The organism is Erwinia sp. LJJL01, assembly GCF_047300805.2.
Taxonomy (GTDB): domain Bacteria; phylum Pseudomonadota; class Gammaproteobacteria; order Enterobacterales; family Enterobacteriaceae; genus Erwinia; species Erwinia aphidicola.
In genome coordinates this window covers 2,526,798-2,543,477 of sequence record NZ_CP178576.1, presented here as the reverse complement: position 1 = coordinate 2,543,477, position 16,680 = coordinate 2,526,798, and the positions used below count along the sequence as shown (strand labels likewise).

Below are 16,680 nucleotides of genomic sequence, written 5' to 3'. Positions count from 1 at the left end.
GGTCGAGGAAAGCTAACGCAGTTACAGTGCGAAGTATGACGGCAATTTAACGGTTGGAGATATATAAGGTCACTTCCAGGCCCAGACGCATATCGATGAAAGTTGGTTTAGTCCACATAATCATATCCTCTTGGTGTTCAAAAAACAGACGTCACACCTGTCAGTGTCGACAAGGGATCGGCATGTTGTCAAATTATAAGAATTTGGCGGCACAGATGTTGCGCCTATGATAAATCGATATCAACCCTAAAATCTGCACGGTTTATGCTATTTTGAACTATTTGGTTCAAAAGCCGGGCATTATTTGCCCCAGGTTTTTCTCAGCACGCGCAGCCAGTTGGCGCGGCACAGCTTGTTGATTAGCGCTTCGCTGTAACCCGCCGCACGCAGCGCGGCCAGCAGCCGCGGCAGGCCGCTGACGTCGCCGATCTCGTCCGGCAGATTGATGCCGTCAAAATCGGAACCGAAAGCCACGCGATCCTCCCCCAGCTTCTCCAGCAGATAGTCGAGGTGCTGCACCATCACGCTGAGCGGCATATCGCCATCGCGCTTGCCGTCGGCGCGCAGAAACGCCGTGCCGAAGTTCAGCCCCACCAGCCCGTCGCTGTCTGCGATGGCGGCCAGCTGGCTGTCGGTCAGGTTGCGCGGCTGCGGGCACAGGGCGTGGACGTTAGAGTGGCTGGCAACCAGCGGCGCATCGCTCAGGCGTGCCGTGTCCCAGAAGGCTTTTTCATTCATGTGCGACAGGTCGATCATCAGCCGCTGCTGGTTGCAGGCGCGGATCAGTCGCTTACCTGCTTCCGTCAGCCCGTCGCCGGTATCCGGCGAGCCGGGAAAGCGGCCGCTGACGCCAAAACCAAAGCGGTTCGGGGTATTCCAGAATGGCCCGATGCTGCGCAGCCCGGCGTCAACCCAGCGCGCCAGCTGGCTAAAGTCGTCATCCAGCGCCTCCGCCCCTTCTATATGCATCACCATCGCCAGCACGCCGTCGGCCAGGCACCGCTCGATCTCGGCCACGCTGCGGCAGATCTTAGCGCGCCCCGCCGATCCCGCCGCCAGCTGCTGCAGGATGTGCAGCTGCTGCTCGACAATCGCCAGCGGGTCGAAAACGTCCGCCTGGCGCGCGGGGAATGTCGCCACGTAGTCGGCTGGCGGTACAAAGATGGCGAACAGCCCCCCGGCAAAGCCGCCAGCCTGCATGCGGGCAAAATCCAGATGGCCGCTCAGGCGCTGCTGCATAAAGGCTTCAGCCGGGTTATCGGGATGATGCAGCCACAGATGCAGCAGCAGATCGTTATGGCCGTCGAAGATCGGAGTGTGCGGAGAAATATCGGTCATAGGGGCGCCAGCAGTCACGGGGGAAGCGGACCATCATAGCGCAGAAAACCGGGAAAGGGGGCAGCAAAAGCCAGGGCGGGAGTGACCCCGCCGCTGGGGGGAAGCACAAGATCTAACTGCCGAGACGGCTGGTCGGCGCCTTCGTCGCCGCTGCGGGCGGGGGCGGCGTATTGGCGTCCAGCGGCCGGGCAACAATGCTGGTGATCGTCTCCATCGACTTGAACGTGCAGCTGCAGTTCAGATTCTGGCACTGGTGATAACGCTCCTTGGTCTCACTGCTGATGATACGGCTGGAGCGGGCGTGGCTATTATGCTGGCAAATCGGGCAAGGCATCATAAGTGAACTCCGTGGGGTCAGTTAAACTCACACTGTGTGAATAAAACTAATTATATTCACTTTAAGTGAATCATCAAGTGAATTTTTCACTTCGTGGGCTAGTCAGCTTCAATAAGGAGCTGGTAGGTTTCACCTTTCCACGAGCTTTCCAGATTTACCGTCGTGCGAAATCCTGTACTATCAATCACATGCCCCACTTTGACCACGGTCCACTGCTGTGCATCAATCACCGTTTTAAATCCCCGCAGCCGCACCGGGGTTTCCGGGAACAGGGCAGGCATCCCCATCGCCAGGACGAAGCTCATGCTGGCCGTCAAGGTCTGGCGCGCCTTCCACTCTGCCTCTGCTCTTCTGACTGCTTCATCCTGCGTGCTGAACACTTCACTGATGATAACGTCCCGCTGATAAAGCGGCAGCGGGCTGTCCTGCTCAGCGCCGTCGCCAAACAGCTCCGGCTGGTTATCCGTGATGGCGCGAAACACTCTGACCTTACCGCTGCTGGCTTTATCAAGCTGCAGCCAGCGGGTTTGGACGCCGCTGTATTGCAGCTTTGACACCACCTGCCAGGCATGCTGGTCGCCCTCTTTGCGCGTTAACACGATGGGCGGTATCTCGGTTCCCTGAGCGGTTCTATTGCCGCCACGGGGCAGCATCAGAACGGTGTTCTCCTTAACGGTGACGGTAGCACCATGGTTTATCGCCAGCTTCGTCAGGAACTGGGCATCGCTCTCATCCGTCTGGTCGAGATGCGCAATGCTGATAGATGCCAGCCCATCGCTGACTTTAGCCTGCAGGCTGTTGCGCTCAGCTATCTCAGAGACGACCTGCCCCAGCGTGGTTTTATCCCAAGAGTGCTGCGCCTTCTGCGTCAATGAATCGCTCAGGTTGGCGCTGCGCCCGACCAGGGTTAATCGGTCGGGCGCCCCGGTGTGATGCAGTTCATCAATGATAAAATCCCCTTTGCAGAAGAGCGGCCTTCCCTGCCAGCCGATATACACGCGCAGGATAGCGCCGCGCTGCGGCATCATCAGCCAGCCGTCACTGTCATCCAGTAACAGCGTCAGCGTGTCGGCTTCCAGACCCCGGGCATCATCAATCGTCATACTCAGCAGACGCTTGCGCAGATTGTCGGTGATATCGCGGTTATTGAGCCGAATAAGGTAATCGGGCGCCAGCGGCGCGCCGATATCGACCGGAATCGAGTTATTCATAACAGGCTCCCTGCCAGCTCGCGTGCCTTAGAGCTCACCTCGCCGTAAATCTGCTCCAGCTGCTGTTTCAGGTCGCCATACAGCCCATCCAGCGAACCGTCGACGCGCTTAAGCTGTAGGGTAAAGCTAATTTTTTGCGCCGCTCCGTTCGCCAGCAGATCGGTATGGACACCATTCACCGCTTCAATAACAAAAATCCCGTAAGGTATCCCTTCACCACTGAGCAGCGGCCAGACGCGCCCGCTCTCAGCCATGCCCTTCAAAATCGCCAGCGACGGCACTCCCCCGGTGATTTCCGGGCGCAGTTCCCCTGCCAGGGTGATGCTTTCATCCCCAACGCCAAGAAACTGCTGAGCCGGGCGCGAGCCGATACGGCTGCCCGCCGCCCAACGGTAAGCGCTCTGATGCGTCATGGTCTGGAAAGGCAGGGTGCGGCGCTGGAATACGAACATACCTAAAATCATCATCATGGTTTATTACCCCTGGTAACTGCTGCGCTGGCTGATGGCGGCCCGCGCACGCGTTTGCTGCTCGTGATTCTCGATCAGGGTGCGTACGTCTGCCTCCCCCATGCCTACAGGAACATTAATCACGTAGCTGCTGTTAAAGGTGTTCTGCTGGCTGCTGCTGCTGGTGGTGGCGGTCACCGGTTTGTAACGGGCACCGCCCAGCGCGACAGGAAATTCACTCTGCGGGAAGCTTTCTCCTGCACCGCCGAGGGCCGATAAAGGCGGCTGTTCCGGCGGTTGGTCGCGCAGTGATGCCTGCGCATCCGCCGATTTTCTATCAATAAGCCCGAGCTTTTCCATCAGGCCGATAATGCCACTGCTCAGGTCATTGAATATCTTCAGCGGCAGCATAAAGGCATCGCCCAGCGCTTTGCCTATCCACTCCCCGGCACCGCCAATTTTATTCAGCGCTTCTCCTGTCAGCGCGATCGGTTGCATCAGCCGTTTAAAAGCGTCATACAGCCAGGCGATCCCCGCGCCCACCCCGTCAAATACGGGTTTAAAAGGCGCGAAAAATTGCGCCGCAGGAGCCAGTGCGGAACCAATCCCCCTCATCACTCCGGCGAAGAACGCGCTGATTGGCTCCCAGTATTGGTAAATGAGCGCCACACCCGCCGCGACAGCCAGCGCGATGCCCGCTATCGGCAGCGTTATTGCCCCCAGCGCAGCCGCTATCGCCCCTCCGGCAAAAGTAAAGACGCTGCTCAGCATCCCGGCGCCGGCGATCAGCAGATTCAGCCCGCTCAGTACCGGTGCCACCACTGAGCCGATCGCCCCCAGCGCCCCGACCAGTATCACGCCGCCGGCCACCAGCTGGGCCATCCCGCCCGCCAGCGCCGGGTTAGCCTGGATCCAGCGATCCACACTACCCAGTAGCCCGGTGGCGGTCTGCGTCAGGCTGCGCAGGGTGCCGTCGAGCTGCTGGAAGATAGCGATGCTGATGGCCTCTATCGCGCCGTTCAGCCGGGCGATATCCCCCGCAAGGTTATCGGCGCTTGCCGCTGCGCGCGTGGGCGGCAACCCGGCGGCAGGCGATGTTTCCGCCCCCGGCGTTGCTGCAGCGGGCTGCACCGTCAGCGCCTGATAGCCCGGCTGCAGCAGCTTCGCCCCCTGACGGGCCACGCTCATTGCCTGACCGCTGACCGCTCCGATCTTATCTACCACACCCTGCCCGGCCTGATAGCGCTGCTGAACCTTGCCCTGACCGAGCGTAAAGCGCTGCTGTGCCTTATTAAGGTTGTTGCGGGCCCGCTGCGGGCGCTCAAGCGCCTCGGTGATGCGGATCTCCTGCAGGCGCTCCTTGCTGGCTTTGAGTGCTGATTTACTGTTGCGCGTGGCGTTTCGGGTGCGCGTCGCGCTGGCCGTTAACGCCACGCGCTGCTGAATCATGGCATTGCCAAGGGAGTGGGTCTCCCCGGGCAGATCGTTTAAGAACAGGCTTGCCCGGATCACCGCTTTGCGCAGTCCGTCCAGACCGAGGTTAATACTCATCATGACTCTCCACTCTGTGTCCCGCTGCGCACGATGGCCTTGTGCCGCCAGGCGAGCAGTTCTGCCAGCGGCATGGCGTTCATTTCCGACGGCGGCCAGTGAAAGATGGCGGCGATATCCGCCATCAGGTCATCTACCGTCAGCCCGTCGGGCCAGCGGAGGTGTCCGGTTTCGCCGACAAAAAAGCGATCACCCGCCCGCCCAGCTCAATCAGATCGATCGGGTCAAGGTTCAGGCACTCTGATTTGGTCAGGTTCGGCAGCGTGATGCGCGGCAGTACCACGATCAGCGCGTCGACGTCCGATCCGGCGAGATCCACCAGCCGCGTGCCGCGCAATGCGCCCGCATTCGGTTTGATCAGCTCGACGCTGGCGATGGTCGTTTCGCCACGCACGATTGGCGTGACCAGCTGAACGGTATTTTCTGACTGCTGCATGAGAATTCCTTATTTCATTGGAAAGCGGGTCGGGCATGCCCGACCCCTACGGGGTGCACAATGCAGGACAGGTAAGCCCGGCCCCGGCGGGTTGCACGATGCGGGTCGGGCATGCCCGACCCCCACGGATTAAACCAGGCCGATGTTCTTACGGTGCTCGGCCAGGCGGTCGATGCCGTTCACGATCTCGACCATGTTGACGGTGTCGATCTCAATCAGCGCTTTGCCGTTCCAGCTCAGCTTGTAGTAGGTGCATTTGGTGGTGATTTTGGTTTCGTTCTCCTCACCCTGCTTGCTCTCGCCGAAGTCGAACTGCTGATGCTTGCCGCGCAGCTCCACCTCCACCGCGATGGTCTCGTCGGTGTCGTCACGCTGGTAGGAACCCATAAAGCGCAGCGGCACCGTGGCGCCACCCCACTGGCTCAGCACGCGGTCGTCGAGGCCGGAGATGGTCCACTCCAGATCCAGCGCATCGTCCTCCAGGCCATTATCGATATGCGCCACGCCGTTCATGCCGCCGCCGCGATAGGGGTCGAGCTTGCGCGCCAGCTTCGGCAGCGTCAGTGAGGTCACCACACCCTGATAGCTGTTGGCATCGTTAAACAAATTCAGGTATTTCAGTTTCTTAGGCAGTGCCATGGGGGTTTCTCCTTAGCTGTTCACAGAAGCGGCGAAGTTCGCCAGGTAGCTGTCGGTAATGCGCTGACGCAGGGTCAGATCTTCCAGCGGCGGCACCGGGGTGTAGTCGTAGTCGATATACAGCTTGCCGGCTTTCAGGCTCTCCTGGCTGTTGGCGCTTTCGTCGTACCAGCAGTTGGCGCCCAGCAGATAACCGGCGTTGATTAGCTCACGGAACTTGGCGTTGATCCCGGCGATAATGTCGCGCACCAGCGTCGGCGTCAGCGGCTTGTCGTTGGCCCACATATGCGCATCGGCCATGGTGTCGGCGATCACCTGCGCCGAGCGGGTGTAGTTTTCAAAGGCGAACAGCGGGTCATCGCTACAGGTGCGGTTGCCCCAGAAGCGGAAACCGTCTTTGCGGATCAGCGTGGTGACGCTGGCTTCATTCAGCAGATCGGCATCGGTCCCCACCTGCTGCAGGTCCCAGAATACCGAGGCGGAAACGCCGGTCACGCCGTTGACGCCGACGTTCGACAGGGTTTTATGCCAGCCGCTGTCGTTATCGATTTTGGCGCGCAGGCCGAGGGCGCGGGCGGTGGCATAGGCAGTTTCCGCCGCGCTGGTCACGGTGTTCCAGGCGACAAAGTCGGGCCAGATCACCATCAGCTCGCGCTGGCTGAAGTTTTCGCGATACTTGAGCGCATCGCTTACCGTTTTACAGCCGTAAGCCGAGATATAGCCGAAGGCGCGCAGCTGCTGGCAGATTGCCGCCAGCGCAGTAGCCACTTCCAGCGAATCCAGCCCCGGCACGCCGAGAATACGCGGCTTAACGCCAAGGTCGGTCTGCGCCGCGAGCAGCGCTTTCATCCCGGTGTAGCGGCCGTTAGCATCGCTGCCGCCGATGATATTGCTGGTGGTTGCCGCTTCGTCTTCACCCTCCTCAACGCGCACCACCACCGTTACCGGCTTGCTCTGGTCGGCAATCGCCTGCAGCGCTTTCGCCAGCGTGCCGCTGACACCGGCTTTCCCCACCGCCGCCTGCACGTCGGTAATCAGCACCGGCGTGTTGAGCGGGAATACGGTGGCATCAGCATCCGCTGCCGTGCAGACCATGCCGACAATAGAAGTGGATACCGTGGAAATACTGCGGGTTCCGTCATTGATTTCAACGACGCGTACGCCGTGGTGATAATTAGCCATCTTTATTACACTCCGTGGTTGGGGTGAGGTAATGATGACAAGAATTTAATTGGCGGGCATGCGATTGGCGTTGTGAAGAGCAGGACACAACAGCAGGGATAAATAATTAAATATTTATCTTTGAAAATATAAAACTCTCCGTGGCTTCCCAGGGAGAGTTTTATTTAAGCGCGAAAAACATTATGCCGTGCGATACCAGCCCATTAACTTCACAAAGGCGTTGGTGATGTTAATTGCGGCGCCAGAACCGGTATTGGCGGTGGTGCCGGAGACGGTGTGGCTGTGGGCGCCTGCATTGGCGATAGTAACTGTGTGCGTATGTGCGCCTGCGGAGTCAGTCGCGCCAAGAGTTTGGAAGTTAAATCGAGTCCAGGTGCTTCCTCCAATTTCCCATGGACTGGTTCTTGAGGCCACACCTCCATGTGTATGTGCTCCTGCCGAGTTAGTACTACCAGTATGGGTATGTGCTCCACTACTGGAAGTCGTTGCCGAGAAGGTATGGCTGTGTGCCGGAATATTCGCGGCAGCCAGGGTTATTGTATCCGCCCCACCTGACGCCATCACATCACTACCATTCTGGCTGCCTAAGCGAATGGTTTTATTCTCGCCGATATAACTCCACTTCGTCCCAGGAAATAAGGTGTTAGGGTTTTTATTTTGTGCAAACCACAACACAATCCCAATCGGATAAAGCTCATTCAGATAATTACGGTTCGCCAGATCGTATGCCGCTTTCACCGCTTTTGGCGTGGCGGCCAGGGTTTCGCTGCTGCTGTTAATGGCGCTACTGAGCATCACGTCGCCCTTAGCGGTCAGGCTGGCGTCAGGATAAGCACGGTTCGCCAGGTCATAAGCCGCTTTCACCGCTTTTGGCGTGGCGGCCAGGGTTTCGCTGCTGCTGTTGGTGGCGCTGCTCAGCTGTATCAGCCCTTTCGCTGTCAGGCTGGCATCGGGGTGATTGCGCGTTTTCTCATGCTCGCCAATCTGCAGATTGACGTACTCTTCGGTAGCGAATATCAGGCTGTCATCCAGCGTCAGCGCAATGGCTTCGCTATCGCTGACGGCAATCACCATGCGCAAGGTCTGCGTCCTGCCGGAGCCCTCCTCCAGCGTCGGCTTGTAGGTTTCCGCCATATTACAGACTGCCAGCAGGGTGCCATCGCCGGCGATCAAGCCCAGCTCACGCATCCAGAAGCCGCCGCTGCTGGCGGGAATAATGGTTTCCACCACCATCCAGTTGCTGCGGGTTTTATCCACCCTGGTGGAGTTCACTGCCTGGCGGTACACCTCATGCACCAGCGCAGTCTGGCTGGCAACCGGCGTGGTTGGCTGGCCGTTGCCGTCGCCCACCGCCATTTGCTTGATATCCACCTGAGTGCCATTCGCCATCGCCGCGGCAATACGCGCCTGTCCTGCCGTGGTCACGACAGATTTAAATTTTAACGCCATTGATAACCTCACAAAGCAGGGAAAATAGTAACCGTTTCAGCGTCATACTGAACCGGGCCGAGCCAGACAACGCCCTGGATATCCTGGGTAATCGTCAGGCCGGTAAGATGGCGACTGACAGGTTTAGCATCACCGATCAGCCGCTCCATTTCGTTAAACATCGCTTCATCTATGCCCGATTCCAGCACGCCGATATCAAGGCGGAAGGTGCCGGGCGGTTCGCTGGTTTGCCACCACTCATGGACGTTAATCACATACCCCAGCGGCTCCACCACCCGGCGGATGGCGGAAATCGTCCCCTTGCGGCGGTGGATAAACTGCGAGGCGGCGACCACCGCACGCCGGGTCTCTTCCGGCCACTCCTCGTCCCAGCGGTCCACCGACCAGGCCCAGGCGAGATAGGGCAGCAGCGGCAGCGGGCAAGTCTGCGGGTTCCACAGGGTGCGCAGCGGCACCGGCAGCTGCTGCAGTCGCGCACAGGCTTCGGCGGCGGCCACCTCCAGCTGTGACGAGCCGACGGGCAGCAGGCGGTCACTCATCGGAACCTCCTACCGCGATCTGCGTAGCAGTGCAGTACGCCGCCTGGGTTTTATCCAGCACCACATCAGCAGCAGGCTGCGCCAGCTCCACGCGCTGGACACCCTCGACGTGCAGCGCCGCATACAGCGCTGACCTGCGGATATCGCGCCCCAGCCGCGACTGGGCGTTAACAAAGGCCGCCAGCCGGGCTGCCGAGGCGGCGCGGATCGGCTCCGCCTCCGGCCCGGGATAGAGAAACAGCGTGGCCTCGACGCGGTACTCGACGATTTTTGCCGACTGCACGCTGACGCGATCCGCCACCGGGCGCACCTCCTCGTCATTCAGCGCCGCGTTGACGACGGCGAGCAGTTCAGCGCTGGCCTCGCCGCGCCCTTCACGCGACAGCACGGTGACGGTGACCACGGCCGGGGACGGGCTGATGGCGGTGACATCCGCCACGCGGCCATCGGCGCTGCGGGCGTGATATTCATAGGCCCCGCCCGGCCCCGCCACGCTCAGCCCCTCAAAGGCCTGGGCGATGCGCAGACGGAAGTCGTCGTCGCTCTCAAGCCGCGCCGGGGTCGGCGGCAGCGTGCTGTTATCTGCGGGTTTCAGCACCAGACGGGTGACGCCGTTGTTGACCCCGAGCTGGTCGAGATCGCTGCCGCTGGCGAATGCCACCATGGTGGCTTTCGCCGCTTCGTTAATGCGCTGGCGCAGGATCACCTCGCGGTAGGCGTTCTCCTCTAGCAGCTTGACGATCGGCTCCGACGCCAGGGTTAAGGTGCGAGCTATCGCCTCCTGCCCATCGGCGGGATAGCGCGCAATCAGCGCGCTTTTGCGCTGCTGCAACAGGGTCTCAAAATCCAGCGCTTCGACGATGTTCGGCGCGGGTAACTGACTTAAATCAATCGTGGCCATAGGTGTTAACTCACTGGAATGGATAAGGAAAATGTGGACTGGTTGCGGGCGCCGCTTAGCGCTACCTCCATGCTGCCGTCAAACCCCAGCTGGTAGCGGATGCTGTCGAGCGTGATGCGCGGCTCCCAGCGCAGCAGCGCCATGTAGCAGGCCGACATAATCTGCAGGCGCAGCGTCTCGTTCTGCGGCTGGTCGAGCAGCGCCGACAGCAGCGAGCCGTAGTCACGGCGCATCACCCGCGAGCCCTGCGGGGTCAGCAGGATGTCGCGCACCGACTGGCGGATATGGTCGATATCAGTTAGCTGCAGGCCGCTGTCGCGCTGCATGCCGGACCAGGTTGCTGTGCTCATCACTGTGGCCCCGCTGTTTTGCTGCCGCCGCTCTCGACGCCCGCGTGAACGTGGCTGTGGGCCACCACCCCGTTGGAAGAGAAGCTGCCGCCGCTGTGGCTGATATTGCCCTGCAGCGTGCCGCCCTCGCTGAGCGCAAAGGTTTTCGCTTTCAGCTGCTGGGTGCACTCCACCAGCGGGCTGTCGAGGGTAATTTTCACCGCCGCCCGGATGCTGGCCGACTGGATGCCGCTGGCGGTCAGCGCGCCGCTCTCGGGTTCGTAAGCGATCTGCGCCCCGTCCGGGAACTGCCAGCACACCGCATCTTTTGCTGCCGACGGCGCCGGGAAGGCATCGGAGAAAATCCCCGGCAGCACAAAGGCGGTGGTCAGCTCGCCGCTCAGTGCCAGCAGGAGAACCTGCTCACCGGGCGACGGCGCATGCCAGCTGCGCACCTGGCCAGCGCTGCTGTTCAGCCACGGCAGCCAGCCGGTCAGGTTGCCATCGCTCTGCACCCGGCAGCGCGCCCGGGGCAGATCGACCTCGCTGACGGTGCCGATGCGCAGCAGGTTATTGAGCTGGCGGCGGGTCTCCACGACAAATTCATTCATTGCGTACTCCTTCTGGCTTTCAGACGGCGGGCCATTCACTGACCAGCTGATGGTTGATATACAGCTGCCACGGGCGCGGGACGTGTTCCGGCTGCGGCGGCTCTGGGACGTGCGTGGCGTGCAGCGCGCCGTCGATTTCGCTGACGATCACCCGCTCGGTGAGCTGCAGCAGCACGCTGAAATCGCCGTTTTCCAGATGGCTGAACAGGATGGCGTTCTGCTGCTTATCCGCGCTGGCCTGCTGGTCGGGCTGGTTGTCACGCAGCCACAGCAGCAGCGGCAGCATCAGCGCATCTTCGTCATCCACGTACTGGCTGAGCGTGACGCGCAGCGGGTACTGATACTCAAAGCTCAGCGAGCTGGCGAGGGTGCTGACCACCCGTCCCGGCTCAAGGGTGAGCGTCAGCCGCTGCGGATCGGTTTGCAGCAGCGGCACCTGGGCCAGCAGAGCGGCGCGTAACAGGGTTGGCTTTAACATCGTGTTGCTCCTGACACTGTTTAATGGTTTCAATTTGCAGGCCGCACAGCAGCAGCGCCTGCTCCAGCTGGCGAATGTCGGCCAGCAGATCCCCCTGAGTCACGCTCTGGCTGCCGGGGATCGGGCAGCTGCTGACCCTGGGACAACCACGCCAGATAATCACGGGCGCTGGTGAAGGCGGGGCGCTGCTGCAGGCGGATAATCCCGTCAGGCAGAGCAGCAGTGCTCCAGTGGCGAAGTGCTTCATCACGATCAATCATCCTGTTCATAGTGAGCTGACGTTTCAGCCCGAGATCGCCGGCATCAATCAGCGCCTGGCGCAGGGCCAGCTCGCTTTTTTCACGCTGACCGTTCTCTTCCTGCATCTGGCTGAGGGTGACGTCGCGGCTGACGATCCCCGCGCTGAGAGTGGCGTTCTGCTGCTGCAGCACCCGCAGCTGCTGGTTCAGGCGCACCAGCTTCCAGCTCACTGCGGCGAAAAGCGCCAGCAGCAGCATCAACAGCAAGGGCAGCAGGCGCTTCACTCTGCCCCCTTCAGGCACCAGGCCTGCTCTGCCCTGCGCCGCTGCACCAGCCCCTGGCTCGATTTGCCATCCACGTAGATCCAGCGCGGCAGCTGACTGCAGGCGGCGCGCCACTTCTGCTGGTTAATCAGCGTGGCGAAGGTCGAACCGCACGCGGCACCGACCCCCACGTTGAAGGCAAATGACACCGTGGCGTCGTACACCGGCTGCGGCATGCTGACCGGCATACAGCGCGCTATGCCGCGCTCCACCCGCTGCAGGTCGTCGATCAGGTTGACCGCCACCTGGCGCTCGTTCACCTCGCTGAGCGGCGTGACGCCACGGGTATGGCCGATGCCGTTAGTCCACACCCCGGCGCTGCACTGGTACGGCGATGTGCGGCAGCCTTCGGCATTCGCCAGCAGCAGCAGGCCGTCAGAGGAGATGCGCAAGGTGCGAAACTCCGGCAGCAGCGCGGCCAGCGCGACAATCGTCAGCACCGCGCACTTCTTAGCTGTGGAATTCATCGTGTTTCCTTTGCTCCTGGCGCAGCTGTAACAGCAGCCAGGTTTTGCGGCGGTAGTGCCAGTTGATAAAAAAGTTGGCGACATTGATGGCCAGCGTAGCCACCGCCACCAGCGCCCCAATGCCAAAAGCGATGTCCTGCACCGTGTGGCGGCTGGCCCACATCATCAGCACACCGACCAGGTAGCTCACAATCGAGCTGTTTCTCTCCATCGCTAGCTCCAGAGATTCAGCGTTTCATGGGTGGCAGAGCTCGGGAGGTCGGGTAGCTCAAGCGGGTAGCCGTGGGGCAGGCAGGCGCCCTGCTCTGCCAGCCCGCTATTGGCCGCGTAAACCTGCTCTACCACCTGGCGGGTACGGCCGTAGTGGCGAAAACAGATTTCATCAACGCTGTCCCCCTGCAGGGCAAAAATTTTCATAGGTGGTTCTCCCGGATTGGTTAAAGCGCTTTCAGGAACGGCAGGCCGATTGAAATACGTGCTGCCGGATGACCTGATGAAGTGTGCGATTTCGCCGCAAGCCGCTCAATGCGGGGCTGTTGTAGGAGCGGTGTGACAACCGGGAGTCGGATTATGTGAAACGATATAAACAAAAAAGCCCCATAAAGGGGCTAATAAGGGAGGGTGCGTAGAGGGGGCGGCATCCGTTCCTGATACGCAAACAAGTTTGGCCGGACAGCAGGACTGAAAAGCCGTTTAGCGCTTCTGCGGCTGGGCAGAAAAGATGACGGAAAACTGCGCATTTTTCAGCTCTATGCCGCTGGCAATGTCGGCAATCAGGTGCAGGGCAATCTCACGATCGCGCTCCTGGCAGACCCCTTCAGAGGTTAACCTTGCAATAAGTTCCACCCGCTCCAGGATAACTCGTTCCGCTAATTCTTTATCCACAACTTCCCCCTCCAGTATTACTGTATATATATACAGTAGCATAGCGTTCATCATTAATAAAAGTATTTTCGGCCCGGCTAATGAGCGGGTTATCTCGATGATAATTAGGTAGTTAGATGCAGAGGCATTTACCCAAACATGTAATGCGATATTTTTAACTGCGGGACGCGCCAGACGTGATTTTTCACCGGGGAGAGACGATTTTACAGTCGATCATGCAGTTTACTTAATCAAAAAACGCGCGGGTACGGCTTCCCTGCCGACTGTAGCTGGCGTTATACGAGGGGTGAACGGCAGTGTTTTGCCTGGTGTTCGTCAATTTCTTTGCAGCTGACGCATAGCGTCACGCCGTCCAGCGCTTTGCGCCGTGCCAGCGGGATCGGTTCCCCGCACGCTTCACAGAAAAAGGCGCTGGGCTGCATCGGGCGCTGAACGGCACGCGCAAGGTGGCGCGCCAGATTTTCGGCTTCGCGCTGCTGTGCGCGGTCCATCTCATCGGCCATTTGAACTCTCCGGTTAGCGGCAGGCAATTCACAAAAGATGAATAACTGGCTTTCATCGCGGTGAATAGTAGGCCTGAAGATTGTAATTTTTGCTCTTTTCGGGCAAACTCCGGGGTTGTTGTATCGCGTACTGCCAGTAAAATCACACAACCCTAGAATGCAAATTGTATATTCACTAAAAGTGAAATAGCAAGGAGTTTTAGCTTGAGCCTACAAATCGATTTCCAGAGTGGGGCAAAAGAAGTGCTGGACCGTGTGCTTCAGGCATATGGTTTTTCCACCAAGCTGGCACTGGCAGAACACCTCGGCATCGCCAGCAGCAGTCTGGCAAACCGCTACTCGCGCGGCTATTTCCCTTCGGATATTGTGGTGCGCTGCATGGCGGATACCGGCGCAACGCTGCACTGGCTGGTGACGGGCCAGGGTGAAGCCTTGAGCGGTGCAGGCGCTGAAGAATCACAAAAAGTGAATACCACATTGCTACCGCGTCAGCGGCTGGAGGCCGGTAAGCTGAGCGATTTGACGGCGGTGATGCTGGATGAAGATTTTCTGGCGTTCAGCGCCACGGCATTGGTGAAGCCGCTGATCGTGGTGGAAGGACAGCGCCAGTGGATTGCCGAGCAGGCCTGGGCGGAGATCCTTGACGGCGAGTGGCTGGTATCGATGGAAGGCCAGGTGACGGTGCGCCACCTGACGCGTATTCCACCGGGCCGCGTGCGCGTTAGCAGTGCCCTGCAGCAGTTTGAGTGCGCGCTGGGCGACATTACCCCGCTGGCACGCCTGGTTATCGCCTGCCAGCCGCTGTAAAGCCGCTTTCCTGCCTGGCCCTCAAACACCCGGTCGAGGCAGACCTCGACCCTACGGTTGAGAGCAGCAAAACAAAAAACCCCGCAAAGTTTTCACTCTGCGGGGTTTTTCATTGAATGAGTTCGAAGCTGACCGGTAAGCCGCTTTTCTGTCATAGAGAGTGTCGTGGACAGTCATTCATCATGCCCGTAGGGCAAATAACAAAAAAACCCGCAAAGTTTTCACTCTGCGGGGTTTTTCATTGAATGAGTTCGAAGCTGACCGGTAAGCCGCTTTTCTGTCATAGAGAGTGTCGTGGACAGTCATTCATCATGCCCGTAGGGCAAATAACAAAAAAACCCGCAAAGTTTTCACTCTGCGGGGTTTTTCATTGAATGAGTTCGAAGCTGACCGGTAAGCCGGGTTCTGTCGTGGACAGTCATTCATCTAGGCCAGCAATCGCTCACTGGCTCAAGCAGCCTACCCGGGTTCAGTACGGGCCGTACCTGGTGAACCCCTATTTGGCCTTGCTCCGGGTGGAGTTTACCGTGCCACGAACTGTTGCCAGCCGCGCGGTGCGCTCTTACCGCACCCTTTCACCCTTACCTGATCCCACTTGCGTGGGCCATCGGCGGTTTGCTCTCTGTTGCACTAGTCGTGGGCTTGCGCCCCCCAGGCGTTACCTGGCACCCTGCCCTATGGAGCCCGGACTTTCCTCCCCTCTGTCTGTCTCCCCCGAAGGAGGACGGCAACAAAGCGGCGACTGTCTGGTCAGCTTCGGCGCGCAGTGTATAGGGTTTTCACCGCGTTGTCACTCACCCTGCTGCTCCAGCGCGTAATTATACAGCGCATTTTTCTTCACGCCGTGGATCCCGGCGGTCGGCGCCTCTGCACTTGATAGCCCTGGACTATGTTCTGTCGATCCCAACAGCGAAAAAAAAAATTTTCACTTCACCCGCAGAGACAATTAAAAAATTAATCACCTGTTTATCAGCAATCGAAAAAATAAAAAAGAATTAAATATCGCATTTATTTTTGTAGAAAAATAAAAGATCGGGCACTGCTATTTTTTGCTATTATCCCCTTGAGGGAAGCATTGTTTTCCAGTGACAACCTGGCTGTAAAAAACCACAGCCAATTAAAGCCCGCGCAGCTCGCACGGAATGCGATTGAGAAGAATGGAATCATTTAGCTTGAAAACTTTAGCTTTGTTATTTTTATTCATATTTGTATCGGCAGCACAGGCCAACCTGATTGTCAGCGTCACCGTTGCCCCCTCCTTTGTGAATGGTTATTTCACAGGGCAGCTTGTAGGCGCTGATGAAAGCGACCCGACGCCCAACCCCTGTTATGGTTTAAACGGATGTAACCTCGCGTTTTTTGTCCTATCGGAAGATTGGTTACCGGCTGGACGTGATAGTTATAGTTCAATAGATGGCAACGGCTGGTCTGTTAACGCCAGATATTATAAAACGCTTGGCGAGTGGGTTAAGGCGGCTAAAGAAAAAGGTGATTTATATCGCACGGGAGAAGATTACCTTCCCAAAGCCTACGGCCAAAAACCGTGTATGGTCATTGCAGCCAGAAATCTAGGTCACGGGATGCTTTTAAACACGATTGTTTCCAACTGTGCAAAGGGCATTGTGCATGCACCAACCTGCTCTATTGAACCTCCCCAGATTACCGTTGATTTTGGCGAACTCAGCAGTAGCCAAACCAGCAGCGTTATCGCCAGCACGCCGCTCTCGCTAAGCTGCATCAGTGGAGGTAACGTAACGATTGAAACTAACAGTAAAGAAATTGTTCCGCTTAACGGCTCATCGGTCACGGTGGCAGAACTCGACTGGGGCAAAGGCTTTGGCAATCCTGGGAAATTTACCCTGGCAGACAATGAAACCAGGCCGCTGACCCTGCGCACCCGGCTTAAAGGATTTACCGCACGGGATAGCGGCTTCTACTCCGGCAGCGCCGTTGTCAATATTGCCTATTACTAACGCAACGCTGTTACAAAGAGTGTCGTGGACCT

22 protein-coding genes, 1 other RNA gene and 5 pseudogenes are annotated in these 16,680 nt (G+C 58.8%); 2 read left to right on the top strand and 26 right to left on the bottom strand.

Going from position 1 to position 16,680, the window contains the following annotated elements; all coding sequences use genetic code 11:
* Positions 1-46: 46 nt before the first annotated feature.
* The 24 genes and pseudogenes from pqqA to ACLI4M_RS12485 form a co-directional block, all read right to left on the bottom strand.
* Complete coding sequence (gene pqqA, locus ACLI4M_RS12600; RefSeq protein ID WP_072166356.1) at positions 47-118, bottom strand: pyrroloquinoline quinone precursor peptide PqqA; 72 nt, start codon at positions 116-118, stop codon at positions 47-49.
* 182 nt (positions 119-300) lie between these two features.
* The gene (locus ACLI4M_RS12595; RefSeq protein ID WP_133624818.1) at positions 301-1,338 is read right to left on the bottom strand and encodes a dipeptidase; all 1,038 of its coding nucleotides are present in this window, start codon (positions 1,336-1,338) and stop codon (positions 301-303) included.
* Between the two features lie 112 nt (positions 1,339-1,450).
* Positions 1,451-1,675 carry an ogr/Delta-like zinc finger family protein gene (locus ACLI4M_RS12590; protein WP_048917299.1) on the bottom strand — a complete coding sequence of 75 codons (225 nt, stop codon included), beginning with the start codon at positions 1,673-1,675 and terminating at the stop codon, positions 1,451-1,453.
* Positions 1,676-1,773: 98 nt separating this feature from the next.
* Positions 1,774-2,886 (bottom strand): contractile injection system protein, VgrG/Pvc8 family, encoded by a 1,113-nt coding sequence (locus ACLI4M_RS12585; protein WP_133624820.1) that lies wholly within the window; start codon positions 2,884-2,886, stop codon positions 1,774-1,776.
* Positions 2,883-3,356, bottom strand: a complete 474-nt coding sequence (locus ACLI4M_RS12580; protein WP_133624822.1) for a phage tail protein — start codon at positions 3,354-3,356, stop codon at positions 2,883-2,885. Before ACLI4M_RS12580 ends, ACLI4M_RS12585 begins: the two co-directional genes overlap by 4 nt.
* Before the next feature lie 6 nt (positions 3,357-3,362).
* Complete coding sequence (locus tag ACLI4M_RS12575) at positions 3,363-4,889, bottom strand: phage tail tape measure protein (protein WP_133624824.1); 1,527 nt, start codon at positions 4,887-4,889, stop codon at positions 3,363-3,365.
* Positions 4,886-5,011, bottom strand: a complete 126-nt coding sequence (locus ACLI4M_RS12570) for a GpE family phage tail protein (protein ID WP_053110448.1) — start codon at positions 5,009-5,011, stop codon at positions 4,886-4,888. The genes ACLI4M_RS12575 and ACLI4M_RS12570 overlap by 4 nt, the downstream gene beginning before the upstream one ends.
* Before the next feature lie 14 nt (positions 5,012-5,025).
* Positions 5,026-5,322, bottom strand: coding sequence for a phage tail assembly protein (locus tag ACLI4M_RS12565; RefSeq protein WP_048917303.1), 297 nt, complete (start codon positions 5,320-5,322; stop codon positions 5,026-5,028).
* Between the two features lie 129 nt (positions 5,323-5,451).
* Positions 5,452-5,961: a phage major tail tube protein gene (locus tag ACLI4M_RS12560; protein WP_048917304.1), complete on the bottom strand. Its 510-nt coding sequence runs from the start codon at positions 5,959-5,961 to the stop codon at positions 5,452-5,454.
* Positions 5,962-5,973: 12 nt separating this feature from the next.
* Positions 5,974-7,143: a phage tail sheath protein gene (locus tag ACLI4M_RS12555; protein ID WP_048917305.1), complete on the bottom strand. Its 1,170-nt coding sequence runs from the start codon at positions 7,141-7,143 to the stop codon at positions 5,974-5,976.
* Positions 7,144-7,323: 180 nt separating this feature from the next.
* Positions 7,324-7,830, bottom strand: a pseudogene (locus ACLI4M_RS12550) (phage baseplate protein); the annotation flags it as partial.
* Between the two features lie 15 nt (positions 7,831-7,845).
* Positions 7,846-8,592, bottom strand: a pseudogene (locus ACLI4M_RS12545) (phage tail protein); the annotation flags it as partial.
* An 8-nt stretch (positions 8,593-8,600) separates the two neighbouring features.
* Positions 8,601-9,131, bottom strand: a complete 531-nt coding sequence (locus ACLI4M_RS12540; RefSeq protein WP_133624828.1) for a phage tail protein I — start codon at positions 9,129-9,131, stop codon at positions 8,601-8,603.
* Positions 9,124-10,032: a baseplate assembly protein gene (locus ACLI4M_RS12535; RefSeq protein WP_133624830.1), complete on the bottom strand. Its 909-nt coding sequence runs from the start codon at positions 10,030-10,032 to the stop codon at positions 9,124-9,126. Before ACLI4M_RS12535 ends, ACLI4M_RS12540 begins: the two co-directional genes overlap by 8 nt.
* A 5-nt stretch (positions 10,033-10,037) precedes the next feature.
* On the bottom strand, positions 10,038-10,382 hold the full coding sequence (locus ACLI4M_RS12530; protein WP_133624832.1) for a GPW/gp25 family protein: 345 nt from the start codon (positions 10,380-10,382) through the stop codon (positions 10,038-10,040).
* Complete coding sequence (locus ACLI4M_RS12525; RefSeq protein ID WP_048917344.1) at positions 10,382-10,972, bottom strand: phage baseplate assembly protein V; 591 nt, start codon at positions 10,970-10,972, stop codon at positions 10,382-10,384. Before ACLI4M_RS12525 ends, ACLI4M_RS12530 begins: the two co-directional genes overlap by 1 nt.
* A gap of 19 nt (positions 10,973-10,991) precedes the next feature.
* The gene (locus tag ACLI4M_RS12520) at positions 10,992-11,450 is read right to left on the bottom strand and encodes a phage tail protein (protein WP_133624834.1); all 459 of its coding nucleotides are present in this window, start codon (positions 11,448-11,450) and stop codon (positions 10,992-10,994) included.
* Positions 11,362-11,697 carry an Rz1-like lysis system protein LysC gene (gene lysC / locus ACLI4M_RS12515; protein WP_222941430.1) on the bottom strand — a complete coding sequence of 112 codons (336 nt, stop codon included), beginning with the start codon at positions 11,695-11,697 and terminating at the stop codon, positions 11,362-11,364. The genes ACLI4M_RS12520 and lysC overlap by 89 nt, the downstream gene beginning before the upstream one ends.
* A pseudogene (locus ACLI4M_RS12510) lies at positions 11,627-11,947 on the bottom strand (Rz-like lysis system protein LysB); the annotation flags it as partial. The pseudogene ACLI4M_RS12510 and the gene lysC, both read right to left, overlap by 71 nt.
* 23 nt (positions 11,948-11,970) lie before the next feature.
* Positions 11,971-12,480 (bottom strand): lysozyme, encoded by a 510-nt coding sequence (locus tag ACLI4M_RS12505; protein WP_133624837.1) that lies wholly within the window; start codon positions 12,478-12,480, stop codon positions 11,971-11,973.
* Positions 12,464-12,691, bottom strand: a complete 228-nt coding sequence (locus ACLI4M_RS12500; protein WP_048917348.1) for a hypothetical protein — start codon at positions 12,689-12,691, stop codon at positions 12,464-12,466. Before ACLI4M_RS12500 ends, ACLI4M_RS12505 begins: the two co-directional genes overlap by 17 nt.
* 2 nt (positions 12,692-12,693) lie before the next feature.
* The gene (locus ACLI4M_RS12495) at positions 12,694-12,897 is read right to left on the bottom strand and encodes a tail protein X (protein ID WP_048917349.1); all 204 of its coding nucleotides are present in this window, start codon (positions 12,895-12,897) and stop codon (positions 12,694-12,696) included.
* 288 nt (positions 12,898-13,185) lie between these two features.
* Positions 13,186-13,365, bottom strand: a pseudogene (locus ACLI4M_RS12490) (hypothetical protein); the annotation flags it as partial.
* Between the two features lie 275 nt (positions 13,366-13,640).
* Positions 13,641-13,868, bottom strand: coding sequence for a TraR/DksA C4-type zinc finger protein (locus ACLI4M_RS12485; RefSeq protein ID WP_133624838.1), 228 nt, complete (start codon positions 13,866-13,868; stop codon positions 13,641-13,643).
* Between the two features lie 204 nt (positions 13,869-14,072).
* Here ACLI4M_RS12485 and ACLI4M_RS12480 point away from each other — a divergent pair, with 204 nt between their 5' ends.
* A complete protein-coding gene (locus ACLI4M_RS12480; RefSeq protein WP_048917352.1) occupies positions 14,073-14,675 on the top strand; it encodes a phage repressor protein CI in 603 nt (200 codons plus the stop codon).
* Between the two features lie 378 nt (positions 14,676-15,053).
* Here the strand turns inward: ACLI4M_RS12480 and rnpB are convergent.
* Positions 15,054-15,433, bottom strand: an RNA gene (gene rnpB / locus ACLI4M_RS12475) — RNase P RNA component class A.
* Positions 15,434-15,465: 32 nt separating this feature from the next.
* Positions 15,466-15,540: pseudogene (locus ACLI4M_RS12470) on the bottom strand (16S rRNA methyltransferase); the annotation flags it as partial.
* A gap of 292 nt (positions 15,541-15,832) precedes the next feature.
* On the opposite strand from ACLI4M_RS12470, the gene ACLI4M_RS12465 reads away from it, so the two are divergent.
* Entirely contained in the window at positions 15,833-16,648 is an 816-nt protein-coding gene (locus ACLI4M_RS12465; RefSeq protein ID WP_133624839.1) for an abortive infection protein, read from the top strand.
* Positions 16,649-16,680: the final 32 nt, after the last annotated feature.

Excerpts from the sequence above, each read along its gene's own strand:
- ACLI4M_RS12560 (WP_048917304.1), bottom strand. The coding sequence starts at position 5,961 with ATGGCACTGCCTAAGAAACTGAAATACCTGAATTTGTTTAACGATGCC.
- ACLI4M_RS12580 (WP_133624822.1), bottom strand. The coding sequence starts at position 3,356 with ATGATGATGATTTTAGGTATGTTCGTATTCCAGCGCCGCACCCTGCCT.
- ACLI4M_RS12555 (WP_048917305.1), bottom strand. The coding sequence starts at position 7,143 with ATGGCTAATTATCACCACGGCGTACGCGTCGTTGAAATCAATGACGGA.
- ACLI4M_RS12500 (WP_048917348.1), bottom strand. The coding sequence starts at position 12,691 with ATGGAGAGAAACAGCTCGATTGTGAGCTACCTGGTCGGTGTGCTGATG.
- ACLI4M_RS12465 (WP_133624839.1), top strand. The coding sequence starts at position 15,833 with ATGGAATCATTTAGCTTGAAAACTTTAGCTTTGTTATTTTTATTCATA.
- ACLI4M_RS12585 (WP_133624820.1), bottom strand. The coding sequence starts at position 2,886 with ATGAATAACTCGATTCCGGTCGATATCGGCGCGCCGCTGGCGCCCGAT.
- ACLI4M_RS12565 (WP_048917303.1), bottom strand. The coding sequence starts at position 5,322 with ATGCAGCAGTCAGAAAATACCGTTCAGCTGGTCACGCCAATCGTGCGT.
- ACLI4M_RS12530 (WP_133624832.1), bottom strand. The coding sequence starts at position 10,382 with ATGAGCACAGCAACCTGGTCCGGCATGCAGCGCGACAGCGGCCTGCAG.
- lysC (WP_222941430.1), bottom strand. The coding sequence starts at position 11,697 with ATGAAGCACTTCGCCACTGGAGCACTGCTGCTCTGCCTGACGGGATTA.
- ACLI4M_RS12525 (WP_048917344.1), bottom strand. The coding sequence starts at position 10,972 with ATGAATGAATTTGTCGTGGAGACCCGCCGCCAGCTCAATAACCTGCTG.
- ACLI4M_RS12485 (WP_133624838.1), bottom strand. The coding sequence starts at position 13,868 with ATGGCCGATGAGATGGACCGCGCACAGCAGCGCGAAGCCGAAAATCTG.
- ACLI4M_RS12575 (WP_133624824.1), bottom strand. The coding sequence starts at position 4,889 with ATGATGAGTATTAACCTCGGTCTGGACGGACTGCGCAAAGCGGTGATC.
- ACLI4M_RS12535 (WP_133624830.1), bottom strand. The coding sequence starts at position 10,032 with ATGGCCACGATTGATTTAAGTCAGTTACCCGCGCCGAACATCGTCGAA.
- ACLI4M_RS12495 (WP_048917349.1), bottom strand. The coding sequence starts at position 12,897 with ATGAAAATTTTTGCCCTGCAGGGGGACAGCGTTGATGAAATCTGTTTT.
- ACLI4M_RS12540 (WP_133624828.1), bottom strand. The coding sequence starts at position 9,131 with ATGAGTGACCGCCTGCTGCCCGTCGGCTCGTCACAGCTGGAGGTGGCC.
- ACLI4M_RS12595 (WP_133624818.1), bottom strand. The coding sequence starts at position 1,338 with ATGACCGATATTTCTCCGCACACTCCGATCTTCGACGGCCATAACGAT.
- ACLI4M_RS12505 (WP_133624837.1), bottom strand. The coding sequence starts at position 12,480 with ATGAATTCCACAGCTAAGAAGTGCGCGGTGCTGACGATTGTCGCGCTG.
- ACLI4M_RS12520 (WP_133624834.1), bottom strand. The coding sequence starts at position 11,450 with ATGTTAAAGCCAACCCTGTTACGCGCCGCTCTGCTGGCCCAGGTGCCG.
- ACLI4M_RS12570 (WP_053110448.1), bottom strand. The coding sequence starts at position 5,011 with ATGGCGGATATCGCCGCCATCTTTCACTGGCCGCCGTCGGAAATGAAC.
- ACLI4M_RS12590 (WP_048917299.1), bottom strand. The coding sequence starts at position 1,675 with ATGATGCCTTGCCCGATTTGCCAGCATAATAGCCACGCCCGCTCCAGC.